The 15,328-nt window shown below is 66.4% G+C and carries 14 protein-coding genes; 10 read left to right on the forward strand and 4 right to left on the reverse strand.

Features of this window, described 5'->3' with window-relative positions; translation table 11 throughout:
- Positions 1–31: 31 nt before the first annotated feature.
- Both QP752_RS01815 and QP752_RS01820 read left to right on the forward strand, forming a co-directional pair.
- On the forward strand, positions 32–1,159 hold the full coding sequence (locus QP752_RS01815) for an ATP-binding protein (protein WP_284804120.1): 1,128 nt from the start codon (positions 32–34) through the stop codon (positions 1,157–1,159).
- Positions 1,156–1,779 carry a response regulator transcription factor gene (locus tag QP752_RS01820; RefSeq protein ID WP_284804123.1) on the forward strand — a complete coding sequence of 208 codons (624 nt, stop codon included), beginning with the start codon at positions 1,156–1,158 and terminating at the stop codon, positions 1,777–1,779. Before QP752_RS01815 ends, QP752_RS01820 begins: the two co-directional genes overlap by 4 nt.
- Here QP752_RS01820 and QP752_RS01825 read toward each other — a convergent pair.
- Positions 1,776–3,671 carry an FAD/NAD(P)-binding domain-containing protein gene (locus QP752_RS01825; RefSeq protein ID WP_284804124.1) on the reverse strand — a complete coding sequence of 632 codons (1,896 nt, stop codon included), beginning with the start codon at positions 3,669–3,671 and terminating at the stop codon, positions 1,776–1,778. The two genes, QP752_RS01820 and QP752_RS01825, sit on opposite strands and share 4 nt — an antisense overlap.
- 109 nt (positions 3,672–3,780) lie before the next feature.
- Between QP752_RS01825 and QP752_RS01830 the strand changes: the two genes are divergently transcribed.
- The 5 genes from QP752_RS01830 to QP752_RS01850 are packed head-to-tail and all read left to right on the forward strand — an operon-like array spanning position 3,781 to position 10,082.
- A complete protein-coding gene (locus QP752_RS01830) occupies positions 3,781–5,445 on the forward strand; it encodes a TIGR04028 family ABC transporter substrate-binding protein (RefSeq protein ID WP_284804126.1) in 1,665 nt (554 codons plus the stop codon).
- Entirely contained in the window at positions 5,421–6,434 is a 1,014-nt protein-coding gene (locus QP752_RS01835) for an ABC transporter permease (protein ID WP_284804128.1), read from the forward strand. The genes QP752_RS01830 and QP752_RS01835 overlap by 25 nt, the downstream gene beginning before the upstream one ends.
- A 5-nt stretch (positions 6,435–6,439) precedes the next feature.
- Complete coding sequence (locus QP752_RS01840) at positions 6,440–7,252, forward strand: ABC transporter permease (protein ID WP_070975837.1); 813 nt, start codon at positions 6,440–6,442, stop codon at positions 7,250–7,252.
- Positions 7,253–7,255: 3 nt separating this feature from the next.
- A complete protein-coding gene (locus tag QP752_RS01845) occupies positions 7,256–8,866 on the forward strand; it encodes an ABC transporter ATP-binding protein (RefSeq protein WP_284804129.1) in 1,611 nt (536 codons plus the stop codon).
- Positions 8,859–10,082, forward strand: coding sequence for an alkylhydroperoxidase domain protein (locus QP752_RS01850; protein WP_284804130.1), 1,224 nt, complete (start codon positions 8,859–8,861; stop codon positions 10,080–10,082). Before QP752_RS01845 ends, QP752_RS01850 begins: the two co-directional genes overlap by 8 nt.
- Here QP752_RS01850 and QP752_RS01855 read toward each other — a convergent pair.
- The gene (locus QP752_RS01855; RefSeq protein ID WP_070975843.1) at positions 10,079–10,522 is read right to left on the reverse strand and encodes a hypothetical protein; all 444 of its coding nucleotides are present in this window, start codon (positions 10,520–10,522) and stop codon (positions 10,079–10,081) included. The two genes, QP752_RS01850 and QP752_RS01855, sit on opposite strands and share 4 nt — an antisense overlap.
- 106 nt (positions 10,523–10,628) lie before the next feature.
- Here QP752_RS01855 and QP752_RS01860 point away from each other — a divergent pair, with 106 nt between their 5' ends.
- Together QP752_RS01860 and QP752_RS01865 are read left to right on the forward strand one after the other, a co-directional pair.
- A complete protein-coding gene (locus tag QP752_RS01860) occupies positions 10,629–11,342 on the forward strand; it encodes a hypothetical protein (RefSeq protein WP_284804131.1) in 714 nt (237 codons plus the stop codon).
- Positions 11,339–12,883, forward strand: a complete 1,545-nt coding sequence (locus QP752_RS01865) for a DNA polymerase Y family protein (RefSeq protein ID WP_284804133.1) — start codon at positions 11,339–11,341, stop codon at positions 12,881–12,883. Before QP752_RS01860 ends, QP752_RS01865 begins: the two co-directional genes overlap by 4 nt.
- A 3-nt stretch (positions 12,884–12,886) precedes the next feature.
- Here the strand turns inward: QP752_RS01865 and QP752_RS01870 are convergent, their stop codons facing one another.
- On the reverse strand, positions 12,887–13,480 hold the full coding sequence (locus tag QP752_RS01870; RefSeq protein ID WP_252930963.1) for a hypothetical protein: 594 nt from the start codon (positions 13,478–13,480) through the stop codon (positions 12,887–12,889).
- A gap of 143 nt (positions 13,481–13,623) precedes the next feature.
- Here QP752_RS01870 and QP752_RS01875 point away from each other — a divergent pair, with 143 nt between their 5' ends.
- Positions 13,624–14,529, forward strand: a complete 906-nt coding sequence (locus QP752_RS01875; RefSeq protein ID WP_070363020.1) for a sucrase ferredoxin — start codon at positions 13,624–13,626, stop codon at positions 14,527–14,529.
- Here QP752_RS01875 and QP752_RS01880 read toward each other — a convergent pair.
- A complete protein-coding gene (locus tag QP752_RS01880; RefSeq protein WP_084028662.1) occupies positions 14,526–15,314 on the reverse strand; it encodes an HAD family hydrolase in 789 nt (262 codons plus the stop codon). The two genes, QP752_RS01875 and QP752_RS01880, sit on opposite strands and share 4 nt — an antisense overlap.
- Positions 15,315–15,328: the final 14 nt, after the last annotated feature.

Below are 15,328 nucleotides of genomic sequence, written 5' to 3' on the forward strand. Positions count from 1 at the left end.
ACCGAGGCGCCGCCCGTGTCATGATGAGTGCATGTCTGCGTTGTATCCCCGGCTGACCCGGGACCGTTCACGCCGCGTGATCGCGGGTGTGGCCTCTGGAATTGCTGGCCACTTCGGGGTGGACGTGAAATGGGTGCGGCTGTTCTTTGTCGTCGCAAGTTTCACTGGCGGGATTGGCGTGTTGTTGTACACGGGCTTGTGGATGTTCGCACCGGTTGCAGAGAGTACCGAGCCCCGGCAGCGTCCTGGAGCGCTGGATGTTTTCCTTGTGCTGGTGGGGTTTGCGGGTGCGCTGATGTCCTTGCAGAGCTCCTCGGGCGTTGGATCGGCTGTGCTGTTCGTGGTTGGCGTGCTCATAGTGGGTGCGATTATCGCGTTGCAGGCCTACGACCGTGGTATGGCCTCATGGAAGAATCTTGCGGCGCTGGCGCTGGGTGCGCTGCTCGTGATGAGTGGGGTGCTGGCACTCGCGCTCATGGGGGAAAGCAGCGGGGTCGCCGGTGTGGTTGTCTCTGTGCTGGTGACGGTGCTGGGGGTGGCGGTGCTGGTGGTGCCGCTGATTACGAAGTTGGCGAACTCGCTTGTCGCGGAGCGTGAGCAGAAGGCGGTGGCGGACCAGCGCGCGGAGATCGCTTCCCGCTTGCATGATTCGGTGCTGCAGACCTTGGCGCTGATTCAGCGCCAGGCTGGTGATCCGGACGAGGTGGTTCGGCTTGCCCGTGGCCAGGAGCGTGAGCTTCGCGCCTGGCTTTTCGACGACACCGTGTCCAACCACACCACCACCTTCGCCGCGTTGCAGAAGGCTGCTGGCGAGGTGGAGGACGCGTACGGTGTGGTGATCGCGCCGGTCACGGTGGGAGACGACATTCCTTTCGACGAGCGCGCCGAGGCGGTCGTGCTCGCAGCTCGAGAGGCGATGGTCAACGCGGCCAAGCACGCCGGTGTGGACACCGTTGATGTTTACGCGGAGCACCTTGCTGGCAGGCTCACCGTGTTCGTGAGGGATCGCGGCAAGGGCTTCGACCCTGAGGCAGTGCCGACGGACCGCCACGGGTTGCGGGACTCCATCGTGGGCCGCGTGGAGCGCGTTGGGGGAGAGGTGCACGTGGTGGCGTCGGAAAGCAGTGGCACCGAGATTGAACTAGCGTTGGACCTATGACTCGCGTGTTTCTAGTGGATGACCACTCCGTGTTCCGCGCTGGGGTGAAGGCAGAGCTGCAGGAAGCGGTGGACATCGTCGGTGAGGCCGGGACGGTCGCCGAGGCGGTGCGAGGGATCGAGCAGACACAGCCCGACGTCGTGCTTCTCGACGTCCACATGCCCGACGGCGGCGGCCTCGCCGTGCTGAAGCGGGCTCCGGGCCCTGCGTACTTGGTGCTCAGCGTGTCCGATGCCGCCGAGGACGTCATCGCCCTGATCCGCGCGGGCGCCCGCGGGTACGTGACCAAGAACATCGCGGGCGCGGAGCTCGCGGAGGCCATCGAGCGGGTACGCGGCGGGGACGCGTACTTCTCACCGCGCCTGGCGGGGTTCGTGCTTGACGCGTTTGCGAGCGGGCCGGTCGTCGAGGAGGACGACCCGGCGGTGGACTCGCTGACGCGGCGCGAGCTCGAGGTGCTGCGGCTGCTGGCGCGCGGCTACACGTATAAGGAGATCGCGCAGCGCCTGTTTATTTCGGTGAAGACGGTGGAGACGCACGCGTCAAATATTTTGCGCAAGACGCAGACCTCGAACCGCCACCAGTTGACCCGGTGGGCGGTTGCGCGCGACCTGGGTTAGCGTACGCCCGCCCGCCGCAGCAGCGATTGGGCGGTGGTGTCCGTTTCCTGCAGCATGCGCGGGTCGGTGCCGGGCATTGGGGAGATGGTGGTGTCGGCCCATTGCTTGCCGGTGGGGATGCCTGCGATGTGCAGGCGCGGGTCCAGGGTGCCGTCGGGGTGGATGGTGCGGCGGGTATCTGCGTCGGTTTCGGGGGAGCCGGTGGGCGTGCCGAAGGGCGCGAAGGGGCGGATGCGCTCGCTTTCCAACAGTGACGCGGTCAGTGGGTCGGCTGCGCGGGTGATGTTAGGGGACGGCAGGAAGGCGTCTGCGAGGGTGTCCGCGGTGACGGTGCGCTCGGCGCTGGTGGCCGTGAAGTGTGTGCCCGATTGCGTGACGGTTGGGGTTGGGCCGAGCAGGGTGACCAGGCCGGCGTCGATAAGCGCGAGGAGCTCGCGGGAGCGGAACATCGGAGGACCGGAGCCGACCATCTGGCCGAATGCCATGTAGTCGGAGAGCGCGCCGCGCTGGTCCTCCGGGGTGCCGCGGCCGTTCTCGACGGCGATGGCGGTTGGTTTGCGGCCTGCGGAGATCACCCACAGGGCGGACTTGATGGGGGAGTCCTGAGCGGCGATGGCCTCGGCGATGTCGCGGGCCAGGGCGTCGGCGATGACACAGTTCAGGCTTTCGGTGTCGAGGCCTTCGCACCCGGCGAGGGGGTCGATCCAGTAGGAGATGTCGAAGGGGTCGGTGGTGGCGTCGGCAAGGGATTCGTTGAGTGCGCGGGCGCAGGGCAGGAGGCTGGTGCGGGTGGCGGCCTCAGACACTGGGGCGGCGTCGATGCGCGCGATGATGTCCGCAAGCGGGATCCGCAGGGCGTCGGGGCGTACGCGTGCGAGGGTGGTGTAATAGGCGGCGTAGGAGTCGCGGATGAGTGCGGGCCAGAGCTGCTCGCCGAAGCTGAGTGTTGTGGCGTCGCTGTGCTGCTCGATCGCGGCGCGCAGTCGTGAGAGGTCGGCCTTGGGCGGCAGCGAGTGGTACTCGGATTTCGGCAGGTAGGGGTAGCCGCGGCCCGAGGTGACCACGAGGTGAGGCTCGGCACCGCTGGGCTCGTAGCGCAGGCCGGAGCGGGTGTCGGCGGGCACGAAGCGGCCGCCGCGGTTGATGGTGCTCAGCGCCATGAGGTCGAAAAAGCCCATGCCAAGGCCGCGCACGATTGCGGTTTCGCCAGCAACCAGCGTATCGACGTCCTGTTCCACCGGGTTGCCCGGCTGAATCCAGTGCCCGCGGAAGGCCACCGGGTGCTCGGGGACGACCCAGCCGGTGGCGAGCACGGTGGCGTCGGCGTGGACGGTGGTGCCGTCCTCAAGCGTGATGGCGTCGCGGCCGTTCTCGGCGGTGATGCGCTGCGCGCGGGAGCGGTGGTTGGTGACGGTCACGTGTTCGGGGAGCTGCGCCAGCGCGACCGTGAGGACCCAGTGGAGGTACTCGCCGTACAGCGCGCGGGATGGGTTGGACTCCGGGCGGGTGGCAGCCAGCTCCGCGCCGAAGTCGGCGGTGACGTGGTCGGGGGTTGGGTGGGCGTCGAAAAGTGATTGCTTGGTGGCGGACACGGCGTCGCGCTCGCCGCGCAGGAGCTGGATCCACTCGTACATGGTCGGGCCCTCGAGTACGGGGGCGGTGACGGTCGCGCCGGGTTCGGTGAAGAGGGTGACGGCGCCGGCCAGCGTGTTCATGCACAGCGTGTGGGTTTGTGTGGTGTCCCAGACGCGCCCGGCGCCGTGCTGGGCGTCGTCGATGAGGTGGATTGTCAGCGACTGGGTGGAATTAGATTCGTTGAGCGTGGCGGCGACGCGTTCGATGATGGAAATGCCACGTGGACCTGCGCCGACGATGGCGATTGCTGGCTGCACTGTGTGTTCCTTCCTGTTGCGACAGTGACCGTTTAGACTGCTTAGTCTAGACGCATGAGACCGCTCCGTCTAATCTGTGTTAGCGTTATCGCTCATCGAAGGGAGAACAGTGAAGCACACACGTCGAACGCAGGCCGGAGCGCTGCTTGCGGCTACCACGCTACTCGGATTATGCACCGCATGTGCAGGGCAAACAGAGCAAAGCGGGGACATGCAGGCAATCACGTACCTGGAGCCGAACTGGTTTACCTCGCTCTATCCGCCTGCGGCCGGGTTCTACCCGAATGGTGGCGTCGTGAATCAAATAACAGACAGACTGCTCTATCAGGACCCGGAGACGCTCGAGCTGCACCCGTGGATCGCCACGAAGCTACCGGAGATCAGCGAGGACGCGACGGTATACACGTTCGACATCCGCACCGACGTCACCTACTCCGACGGCTCGCCGCTCACCGCGGAGAACGTCGTGGCCAACTTCGACCTCTACGGCAAAGGCGACAAGGAGCGGCTGCTCAACGCCTCCGAGCAGATCTCGAACTATGACTACGGCGAAGTCATCGACGAAGACACGGTGCGCTTCCACTTCACCGCACCCTCGCCGGGGTTCGAGCAAGCGGTCTCCGTGTACAACGCCGGGCTGCTTTCCGACGCCACCCTGGCGCTCGACAACGAATCCTTCGGCCCGGGCAGCGCCCACAACGTCATCGGCTCCGGCCCGTTCGTTATCGCAGGCGAGGAGCTGGGCACCTCCATCGAGCTGCGGGCGCGCGAGGACTACGACTGGGCACCGCCCATCCTCGAGCACCAGGGCCGCGCCCGGCTGGACAGCGTGACGTACCGGCTCGCCGCCGAAGAAGCGATGCGCACAGGCGCGGTCCTGTCGGGGCAGGCGGACATCGTGCGCGACGTGACTGCGTCCGCCGAGCGCCACCTCCAAGACCGCGGCGTGCAGATCGTCTCCCGCGGCACGAACGCGATGAACAATCAGATCGCGATGCGCCCGCAGCACCCGTACCTGCAGGACATCCGGGTGCGCCGCGCGATCACGCACAGCGTGGACCGCGAAGAGCTGCTGCGCATCCTGTTCTCTGACTCCTACCCGCTGGCGACCTCGAGCGTGGCCGCCACCGGCTTGGGTTACAAGAACCAGGGCGACGCCTATACATACGACCCGGAGCTTGCCCGGCAGCTCCTCGATGAGGCCGGGTGGGTCGTGGGCAACGACGGCATCCGCGTCAAGGACGGGGAGCGTCTGCACCTGACCGTCAACTACGCGCAGACCCAGCCGCGCGCCCGCGAGGTGATGACGATGGTGCAGTCCGACCTGCGCGACATCGGCATTGAGCTCTCCGTGCTCTCCGGTGATCGTTCGACCCAAAACGTGGCGTCCAAGGACCCGGACAAGGTGCAGCTCTACCACACGATGGTCGGTCGGGCGGACTACGACGCCATCGAGTCGCACTACGCGGTTGGGCGCCGAGACTCCTTCATTAACCAGGACGAAAACGACAACGTGATCGACCAGCACCTCGAAGACCTGCTGCAGACCGTGGTCTCCACACCCGACGACACAGGCCGGGCCCGCGCGGTGGAAGCCGTCCAGGACTACGTCACCGAGCAGGCCTACACGCTGCCGCTGTTTGAAGAACCACAGGTCTACGCCCTGAGCCCGCGCCTGTGCGGGTTCAGCGTGGAATCTGTTGCACGACCTGCGCTGTACAGCGCCTACCTCCAGGAAGGGGATACGCCATGCCGTACATCGTCAAACGGGTAGGCCAAGCACTGATCGTGCTGCTGCTGACCTACACCCTCGCATTCTTTTTGCTTTCGGCCCTGCCATCCGACGGTGTCATGGCCCGCTACGCCGACCCGGCCCTGGGACTCAGCCAGGCGGAGATTGAGGCGATCCGTTCGGAGATGGGCGTCGATAAGCCGTTGCTTACGCAGTACGTGGCGACGCTGACGGGTCTGTTCACCGGCAGCCTCGGCTACTCCGTGCGCACTGGTACGCCGGTGGGCCAGCTCATCGCCGACGCCCTGCCGCATACGCTGGCGCTGGCCGCGACCTCGGTCGGGCTCGCGATCATCGTGGCACTCATCACCGCATTCGTAGCGACGCTGCCCGGCGCCGGACGCATCGGCGCGCTGTTTCGCGCGGTGCCCTCCCTGATGGTGTCGCTGCCAGGGTTCTGGATCGCGATCGTGCTGCTGCAGCTCGTGTCCTTCGAGCTCGGCTGGATCAACGTGATTGCGCCGGGCCCGCTCGAGGGGCTCGTGCTGCCGACCCTCACACTGTCCGTCCCGATGGCGGCCCCGCTCGCGCAGGTGCTGATCCGCTCCATCGACGAGGTGCAGCGCAGCCCATTCGTGCAGGTAGCGCGTGCGCGCGGCGCGAGCGAGACCCGCATCTTCTGGTCCGATGTGCTGCGAAACGCGCTGCTGCCGGCGCTGACCATGGCGGGCCTGCTCTTCGGCGAGCTCGTCGGCGGCGCCGTAGTGACGGAAACGGTCTTCGGGCGCACGGGCCTGGGCTCCATGGTGGTCACGTCGGTGTCGAACCGCGACACGCCGGTGCTGCTGGGCGTAGTCCTCATCGCGGCGGTGGCGTACGTGACCATCAACCTCATTATTGACCTGCTCTACCCGGTGCTTGACGTGCGGCTGCGCACCGCCGGCGGACCGTTTGCCGCAACACCGAAGCAGTACGCCAGCCAGTCCGCCGACGCTATTGACGTGCGGGCAATCGAAACGGGACGGGAGTAGCAACCATGCGAACAACGAATTGGAAACAGCATTGGAAACAACCAGGCACGGTCCTCGCACTGCTCGTGCTGCTGCTTGCGTGCGCGTGGGCCCTGCTGCCGGGCATATTTGCCACGCACGACCCATACAAGGGCGTCGACGTAGCCCTTGCAGCGCCGAGCGCGGAGCACTTCTTCGGCACCGACGCCGTGGGGCGCGACGTGTACTCGCGCGTGGTCTACGGCGCGCGCCAGTCGCTGCTCGGCGCGGTGATCGCGGTGGCGGTCGGGCTGGTGTTCGGCACGCTGATTGGCCTGGTGGCGGGCGCGCTGCGAGGCAAAGTCGACACCGTACTGATGCGGATCGTGGACGTCCTGCTCGCTATCCCAGGCATCCTGCTGTCTCTGTCCATCATCATCGTGCTGGGCTTCGGCTCACTACAGGCGGCCTTCGCTGTCGGCATGACCACGGTGGCGACGTTCGCCCGCCTCGCCCGTTCACAGGTGATGCAGGTTGCAGGCACCGACTACGTTGAGGCCGCCTACGGCTCTGGAGCGACGAAGTCCCAGGTGCTGGTGCGCCACATCCTGCCGAACTCGCTCACCCCGGTCATTGCGTTGGCGGCCCTGCAGTTCGGCACGGCGATCCTGCAGCTGTCCATCCTCGGGTTCCTCGGCTACGGCGCCCCGCCGCCGATTCCGGAGTGGGGCCTCATCATCGCCGAAGGCCGCGACTTCATGGCCACCGCCTGGTGGATCATCGTCCTGCCCGGCGTGGCGATCATCGCCACCGTCATGAGCGCGAACCACCTGTCCCAACTCATTCGTACGGAGGCCTAACCCATGCAACCCCTGCAACCTTTACTTGAAGTACGTGGCCTGACCGTCGCGTACGGCAATCAGCCGCCATCGGCGCAAGACGTGTCCTTTTCCGTCGCGCCTGGCAAACTCACCGCGATCGTGGGCGAGTCCGGCTCCGGCAAAACCACCTCGGTGATGGCGACGCTCGGCCTGCTCGGCGGGTCCGCCCGGGTGCTGGACGGCACTGTCTACTTCCAGGGTGAGAATATCACGCAGCTGTCTCCGCGGCAGTGGCGCCAGCTGCGTGGCACAAAGATTGGCTTGGTGCCGCAGGACCCGAACAATTCGCTCAATCCGTTGAAGCCGGTCGGGGCCTCGATCGAGGAGGCGATGGCGGTCCACGGTATTGGCACAGCCGCCTCCCGTCGCGCACGCGCGCTGGAGCTCATGGAGGCCGTCGGCATCGACGACCCGCAGCGCCGCCACGGCCAGTACCCGCACGAGCTCTCGGGCGGGATGAAGCAGCGCGTGCTCATCGCGGCGGCCATCGCGCCCGAGCCGCAGGTGCTGATTGCCGACGAGCCGACGTCCGCCCTGGACGTGACAGTGCAGGAAAAGGTGCTGGACGTGCTCGACGAGATGCGTGAGCGCCTCAACCTCGGCATCGTGCTGATTACGCACGACTTGGCGGTGGCGGGCGACCGCGCCGACGACGTGGTGATTATGCAGCGCGGCGTCGTCGTGGAGGAAGGTCCTGCCGCAGACGTGCTCGCCGACCCGCAAGAGGAGTACTCACAGCGCCTGCTTGCCGACGCCCCTTCACTCGCCGTCGCGAACGCCTACCACCGGCCAGCGCCGGACGGTGACGTGCTGGTACGCGTGGATCACCTACGCCAGGAGTACGGGGACTTCGTGGCCGTCAACGACGTCTCCTTCGAGGTGACGCGAGGGTCCACGCACGCGATTGTGGGCGAATCCGGCTCCGGGAAGACCACGACCGGGCGGGCGATCTCACTGTTTCGTGACCCGACGAGTGGCACCGTCACCATCGGCGGTAACGTCGTGACCGGCGTCGACGACGCCACTCGCAGGAAGCTTCGTTCCACGGTGCAGCTGGTGCACCAGAACCCGTTTTCCTCCCTGAACCCCAAAATGACAGTGGAGGCCATCGTGGCCGAGCCGGTTCGGAACTTGACGGGGGCGTCGAAACGCGATGCGCGCGCGAAGGCGCACGAGATGCTGGCGCGCGTGGCACTGGACCCGCAGCAGTTCGCGCGGCGCACCCCTGCGCAGCTTTCCGGCGGGCAGCGCCAGCGCGTGGCCATTGCGCGTGCGCTCGTGGTGGAGCCGGAGCTCGTCGTGTTCGATGAGGCGGTTTCCGCGCTCGACGTGACAGTGCAGGCACAGATCCTCCGGCTGCTCGAGGACCTGCAACAAGAGCTGGGCCTGACCTATATCTTTATTTCCCACGATTTGGCGGTGGTGCGCCAGGTTTCGGACACGGTCAGCGTGCTCAGCCGTGGTACCCAGGTGGAGTACGGCCCGACGGACGACGTCTTCCAGTGGCCGCGCCACGAAGTGACAAAGAACCTGATCCATGCAATCCCGGGCGCGCGCTTCCGCGCCCGGCAGTTAGGAGAATTTAGTGTCTAACATCATCGATACGCTTGCCGACGCCTCTCCGGAACTCGCGCGCCTTCGCAGGCGCCGCCCGGAAGCAGTCGAGAACGCAGAGCTCACGTTTACGGCCCTCTTCGAGCCTGACGACGAGGGCGACGTGCCACTGGCCTGGCGCTATGGTGTCGCCGCGTTCGTGGCCGAGCTCACCGGGCTGACAACTGCGAGCGCGTTCTACCGGGAGTTGCTCGAGGACCTCGAAGACCAAGCCCCCGGCCTCGCCGAGGCCGTCGACGCCGCTATTGCGCGCGGTGCATCCGAGGGGCCGTACTGGCACGGCGACTTCGTCCTGTTCGGTGACGTCATTGGGGAGGCGTCGGAGCAGTTCGCCGCCGCCCTGGACTTCGCACACCTGCTGGTTGTCCACCCGAAGGATTCCACCGCCGCAGCGATTGGGCACCTGCAGTCCGCCGGGTGGAGCGACAACGGCATCGTGACGTTGGGGCAGCTCATCGCGTTCGTGGCGTTCCAGTTGCGTGTCGTACACGGCGTGCGGGTGCTCGGCGGGGTTGACGCTGGTGGGGCGCAGCGGGCGTCGATTAGCGGGCGCGCGCACGGCGTGGCTGACCCCGGCTGGGAGCCCGGGCCGCGCACCCTGCTGCCCGAAGTTGTGGCGCCGACGAAGTTCGTCGAGCACTCCCTGGGCTGGCGCGCGTGGGTGCCCAGCCTGGACAAGTCCGAGTTCACCGACGAGCACCGCGACGCGCTGCTTAAGCCCGAGCGCATCGACATGGAGTACTTCCGGCTGCTCGCGCGCGACCCGGCGGTGCTCAAGGCGCGCACCCTGACTGACCTGGACATTTTCTACAACACCGACGGTGGACTGGGCCGTGCCGAGCGTGAACTCGCCGCGACCGTGGTCTCCCGACTCAACGGGTGCGAGTACTGTGCCTCCGTGCACCAGGGGCGCGCGAAGCAGGAAGGCGGCGACGCCGAGGCGATCTCGCGGCTCCTTGCCGAAGGCGTGACCGCGGACCTGGGCACCCCGCTGTGGAACGCGCTGCGCGACGCCGCCGTGGCGCTCACACACACCCCGATCGCGTTCTCGCAACAGCACGTCGAAGCCCTCCGCGAGGTCGGCTGCGGCGAGCTCGAGATCCTCGACCTGATCAACTCGGCGGCGTTCTTCAACTGGGCCAACCGCCTCATGCTCAGCCTGGGTGCGGCTGATGTGCCGAAGCGCTACCGCTAGCGCTTCTGGGTGGGCGCTGCAGGGGCTGCGGGCGCGTATGCGAGGCGTCGCGTGCCGTCGACGTGCGGCATGAGCACCCACGCCACCACAAACAACCCACCCGCAAGCAGTGCCAGCCCCCAGCCGGGCAGCGGCGCGATCAGCGGGCTCAGCATGAGCGCCAGCCACCACAGCATCAGCGGCACCACCATGCTGAGCGACGGCACCTGCGAGACGTTGCGGCTGCGCGCAAACTCGGCCATGGCCTTGCGGTACGGGTGTGCCCGGGTGGTGGCGCGGGCGACGAGCACCGCGGCGAGAGCAACGCCAACTTTCACGGCTGCGGGTAGCGGTGCCGCCATCACGCTTATCGACGCCGCTACGCACCCCGCCGCCACCGCCCGCACAACGGGCGGCGTGGGAATTGGGGTGACGCGGTTGCGGAAGTCTGCGTAATACATAGGGCAGAGCGTACCGCATAGGGGCCTGCCTTGTGGCGCTACTATTCGAAATAGTGTTCGACCTTTACTGTTGCCCGTGTCGGGGGCGCGTTGCATACTTACATGCATGAATGGAACACCTATTCGCTTGCGTGAGTTCGCCTCGGACGATGGCGGACAGCTCAGCAAAGCTGAGCAGATTGCGCAACTCCGAGCACAATTAGCCGAGCTCGACGGTGGTGCCGTGCAGGAGCAGATCGGGGGCGAAGGTGTTGTTCCGCTGTCTGCAGAGTTGGCGCGCGTGCTCCCGAACGGGGGTTTGCCAAGACGGCAAGTCACGCAGGTGAGCGATACGCCGTCGCTTATCGTAGAGATCCTGCGGCAGGTCACGGAAGCCGGAGGATACGCGGCCGTGGTGGGGTGGCCGGAGTTGTCCTACGCAGAGCTCTCGGAGCAAGCGCTGCGCAGAACCGTAGCGGTTCCGGAACCGGGGATGGACGCCATGCACGCCGCAGGGGTGCTCGCCGAGGGGCTAGACGTGGTGGTGCTACACACCCGAAGCGAAATCCAGTACACGCCCGCTCAGGCACGCCCACTGCTTGCCCGCGTGCGCGCCGGGGAGGCGGCGATGCTGTGTGTGAACGCGACGGTGCCTTCGCCTGCATTGCGCATGAGCGCGGACATCGCTAGCTTCCACGGCATCGGGCGCGGTCGTGGGCGCATCGCAGGCATTGACCTGGAGGTGTCCGCGCACGCGAAAGGCTGGAAGCGGCCACCGGCACTGCTGACGCTTGGGGCCGCGACGGGCGGTGTCACGCACCTGAAGGCGGTGCCCTCATGAGGGTTGCGGCGCTCTGGTTCCCGGATTGGCCCGTGCAAGCAGCCAAGCTCGAAGCCGAGGACACGCTGGAGGAACCGATCGCGATCGCGGTGCAGCACCGCATCAAGGTGTGTTCGCAGGAGGCGCGGCGCGCCGGGGTCCGTCGCGGGATGCGGGTGCGCAACGCGCAGGCCGTCGCGCCTGAGCTGACGGTGGTGGAGGACAACCCGGAGCGCGACGGCCGCACGTTCAGCGCGCTCGCGGGATCCCTGGATGACGTGGCGGCCTCCGTGGAAGTGCTGCGCCCTGGCCTGGTGGTTGCGGACCTCGCCGCGGCGGCGAAGTTCCACGGCGATGAAGATACGGCGCTTGAGATGCTTCTCGACGCCGCCGCACGCCACGGCATCGACGTCATGGCAGGGGCGGCGGACGAGATCGCCACGGCCGTGATCGCCACCCGGAGCTCGCACGTGGTTGCAGCGGGGGAGTCGGCGCAGTTCCTTGCAGTACAGCCACTTCGGGTGCTCACAGCGGAGGCGGCACTCGGCGCGGACCCGGAAACGGTCCGTACCCTGGGCCAGCTGGGCATCCAGACGCTGGGGCAGCTCGCGCAACTGCCGTCCTCTGCCGTGATGACTCGCTTCGGGGTCGCAGGCATCCACCTCCACCGGATCTCCAGCGCGGCCCCGGACCGGCGCGTCGCCCCGGAGCTACCCGTGGAGGACTTCGCCGTCGAGATGACGCCGGAGGAACCGATCGAGCGCGTCGACGCCGCCGCGTTCGCCGCCCGGGCGCTCGCGGCCACGCTGCACCAGCGCCTCAAGGGGGCCGGGGTGCACTGCCTCCGGCTGAAAATCTCCGCCGAGCTTGTCGACGCCACCCGGGTCGAGCGCGTGTGGCGCACCCGGGAAGCACTGACAGAGGCTGGCACCGCCGACCGGGTGCGCTGGCAGCTCGACGGCTGGCTCACCAACGGGGGCGCAGGGCCGATCGCCTCGCTCATGCTGGAACCACTTGAGCTTGCGCAACCCGACATGGTGGGGGAGCTGTGGTCCGACGGGGCGTCGGATGAGGGGGCGCGGCGCGTGATCGAGCGGGTGCAGTCCCAGCTCGGAATGGAGGCGGTGCTGCAGCCGGTCGCGGTTGGAGGTCGCGGCGTGGCCGAGCGTATTCAGCTGGTGCCCTATGGGGAGGTGCCGCCGCAGGGCCGCGGGGCGTTCGTCGGCGCCGTTCCGTCACCACTTCCAGCCCGGCTCGGCGGTGGGATCGAACACCCGTCATCGCGGGTGCAGCTGCTGGACAGCGCCGACCAGCCGATACTGCTCAACGCCGAAGTCCTGCTCAGCGGCCAGCCGACAACGCTAGTGTGGGGCAAGCGCTGCTACGACATCACCGCGTGGGCAGGGCCTTGGCCCGTTGACGAAGAGTGGTGGGGTGCGCATCCGACCCGGCTTGCGCGCCTCCAGGTGCTGGGCCACGACCAGGCGGTAGGAACAGGGCAGCGCGGGTGGTTGTTGGTGTGGCACCGGCAGCGATGGAGCGTCGAGGCGCTCTACCACTAGGTGTTAGGACTGCACGATGTCGACGACCAGGCGCAGCGGGTGCTCCAGAATCTGCACCGAATACGGCAGGTCAGAGCGTAGCCCTACGACCACGCGGCTGCGACCCTCGTAGGTGCCGGCGTTGACGACGTCGATAATGTTGCCGGTCTCTGCCGGGGTATCCACCTTGATCTGGTCCGCGTCCAGGCCAAGTTCGTAGGGGTAGACGGTGCCGTCGATGTTGATATTGAGGAACGCGTTGCCGGTCACCTTCAGTGGTTTGCCGGTGATCTCCTGCATCGGGGTGGAGGTGTAATCCACGAACCAGCCCGGCTTGCCCTCGCCGACGAGGTCCACGACAACGCGGTCGAACCCCTCGTGGGTGCCCACACGCACGCCAGCCACGGCGAGCTGAGTAGGCGCGGAAGGCCGCTGAGTCTTCGGGCTCGCGTTCGCGGTACCGAGCGGGCGAAGCTGCGTCGTTGATGGCGCAGCAAGCATCGAGCCGACGCGGGTCGCGGCCTGGTCCTGAGCAGGAGAGGACACGCACCCAGCGAGCACGGCGCCAGCAATACAGGGCGTCAGCGCCGCAACGGCGAACTTCGGTAAGGGAAACACGCAAAATACCGTAGCTAGAACGAATCTCGAAGAGCAAAGCAGAACGGCGAAAAATCAAAAAGGTTATCAAAATGTTAACTGCCCGACTCGGCCCGGTTTAGGTATACCTAATCAATCGGGAAATTTTCGCTACAGTAGGTGACATGACTACAGCCCATGCACGCACACTCTGCTCCGATACGGACAGTGAGCCGCTGCCGGGTACCGCGAAACCCGGCTCGACCTACGTTTTGTTTGAGTGGCCACACAAGTGGAGCCACGACGTACTCGACGGCGACACCTTCGGGGACGAACTGACCGAAAAGTTGAAAGCGCACATGCAGCGCTACAACGCCACCTTGCTGCTTATCCGCCACCCAACGAGGGAAGGCCGCCAGATTGAAGACCACCACGTCTACCTGGTCTTCGCCGACCAGGCAGCAACCGAGGTGCTGCATGTCGATGGGCCTGAGGCGATCCTGGATCTCGACCTGTCAGGCCCAGGGCAAAACAGCGCCAAGTCGCGTACGAAGCCACTCGTCCTGGTCTGTACCCACGCGAAGCGCGACATGTGCTGCGCCATCAAGGGCCGCCCCATCGTCAACGAGCTCGTAGAGAAGTACCCGTTTGGGCATGGCAACGACGTGGTGTGGGAAACCTCGCACATCAAGGGGCACCGTTTCGCCGCCACGATGCTGCTCATGCCGTGGGCGTACAGTTTTGGCCGGATGAACCTCGAGGCTACTGAGGCCATGCTTGAAGCTGCGATGCGCGGCGAGTACTTCGTGCCGGGCAACCGCGGCCGCGGCACCTTCAGCCCGGTAGGCCAGGTGGCGGAAGTGGACGTCGCAACGCAGCTCGCCACCCGAGGGGACAAGGTGCGCTACGGCCAGCTCGAAGTCACCGCCGAGCGTATCGACGGCCCCTCCGCCCACGTCACCGTGACCGACACCGCGACCGACACCGCCTACGAGGTGATGTTGGAGCAGCGCGACGTTGATGCCGTGATGGCATCATGCGGGAAGGACCCGAAGCCCGGCAAGAGCTGGGTCGTCGCTAGTCGCTCCTAGATGTAGCTGGGCAGCACGTCAGCGACCCTGTTGATCACGTGGTCGGTGCGCTGCTGCACCTCGGCGGGCGAGTGGCGGAAGCTATGCGAGTGATCTGCGATTTCGTGCATGGACAGGTCATTCCACGAGTCGCCGAAGGTGTACAGCTCGATGTCTTCGCGTGGGACGTCGAGTAGCTGCAACAGGTCCTGGATGCCCGCACCCTTCGTGCGGCCCGGCGCCATGATGTCGATGAAGTCCTGGTTCTGGGCCACTGACACATGCGGCAGCGCGCGCGTCCACTCGTAGACTTCCGCGCGCAGGTCTTCGTCGTTCGGGATCCACAAGGGGACGACGGCGAACTCGTGGTGGGGAATGTCGGCCGTGGTCATCCTGTCGAAGTTGACGGTAAAGCTACTGCGAGCCTGGGTGTTGTTGCTGAACTCACCATCGACGTGGCCGATCGTGGTGCCGAACACCGCCACCCCATCCGTGTCAGCGAAGTGCGTGACCACCTGTTCGACGATCTCCGGGTCTACAAGGTGTGAGTAGAGCAGGCGCTCGTTGTCGCCGGTGGTTGCGGAGCCACCGTTCGAGAGCACCTGGTAGTCGAAGCGGATGGGGCAGTGGCGCATTCCGAACTCGAGCGCGGTGCGCGAGCGTCCGGTGGCAGAAATGGCGATGTGCCCGGCGTCGCGCCAGGCCTGGATCGCGGCCATGTCGGCCGGGTCGAAGCCGTGCTCGCCCGTGTCAGTGTCCGTGGGATGATGAAGGGTGCCATCAAAATCAAACGCTGCGATTTTCATGGCACCCATCCTAA

The organism is Corynebacterium sp. UMB10321, assembly GCF_030228725.1.
Classification (GTDB): Bacteria; Actinomycetota; Actinomycetes; order Mycobacteriales; family Mycobacteriaceae; genus Corynebacterium; species Corynebacterium pseudogenitalium.

What these genes read in the sequence shown, in the direction of transcription:
- QP752_RS01815 (WP_284804120.1), top strand. Translation starts at nt 32, where the DNA reads ATGTCTGCGTTGTATCCCCGGCTGACCCGGGACCGTTCACGCCGCGTG.
- QP752_RS01820 (WP_284804123.1), top strand. Translation starts at nt 1,156, where the DNA reads ATGACTCGCGTGTTTCTAGTGGATGACCACTCCGTGTTCCGCGCTGGG.
- QP752_RS01835 (WP_284804128.1), top strand. Translation starts at nt 5,421, where the DNA reads ATGCCGTACATCGTCAAACGGGTAGGCCAAGCACTGATCGTGCTGCTG.
- QP752_RS01840 (WP_070975837.1), top strand. Translation starts at nt 6,440, where the DNA reads ATGCGAACAACGAATTGGAAACAGCATTGGAAACAACCAGGCACGGTC.
- QP752_RS01845 (WP_284804129.1), top strand. Translation starts at nt 7,256, where the DNA reads ATGCAACCCCTGCAACCTTTACTTGAAGTACGTGGCCTGACCGTCGCG.
- QP752_RS01855 (WP_070975843.1), bottom strand. Translation starts at nt 10,522, where the DNA reads ATGTATTACGCAGACTTCCGCAACCGCGTCACCCCAATTCCCACGCCG.
- QP752_RS01860 (WP_284804131.1), top strand. Translation starts at nt 10,629, where the DNA reads ATGAATGGAACACCTATTCGCTTGCGTGAGTTCGCCTCGGACGATGGC.
- QP752_RS01865 (WP_284804133.1), top strand. Translation starts at nt 11,339, where the DNA reads ATGAGGGTTGCGGCGCTCTGGTTCCCGGATTGGCCCGTGCAAGCAGCC.
- QP752_RS01875 (WP_070363020.1), top strand. Translation starts at nt 13,624, where the DNA reads ATGACTACAGCCCATGCACGCACACTCTGCTCCGATACGGACAGTGAG.
- QP752_RS01880 (WP_084028662.1), bottom strand. Translation starts at nt 15,314, where the DNA reads ATGAAAATCGCAGCGTTTGATTTTGATGGCACCCTTCATCATCCCACG.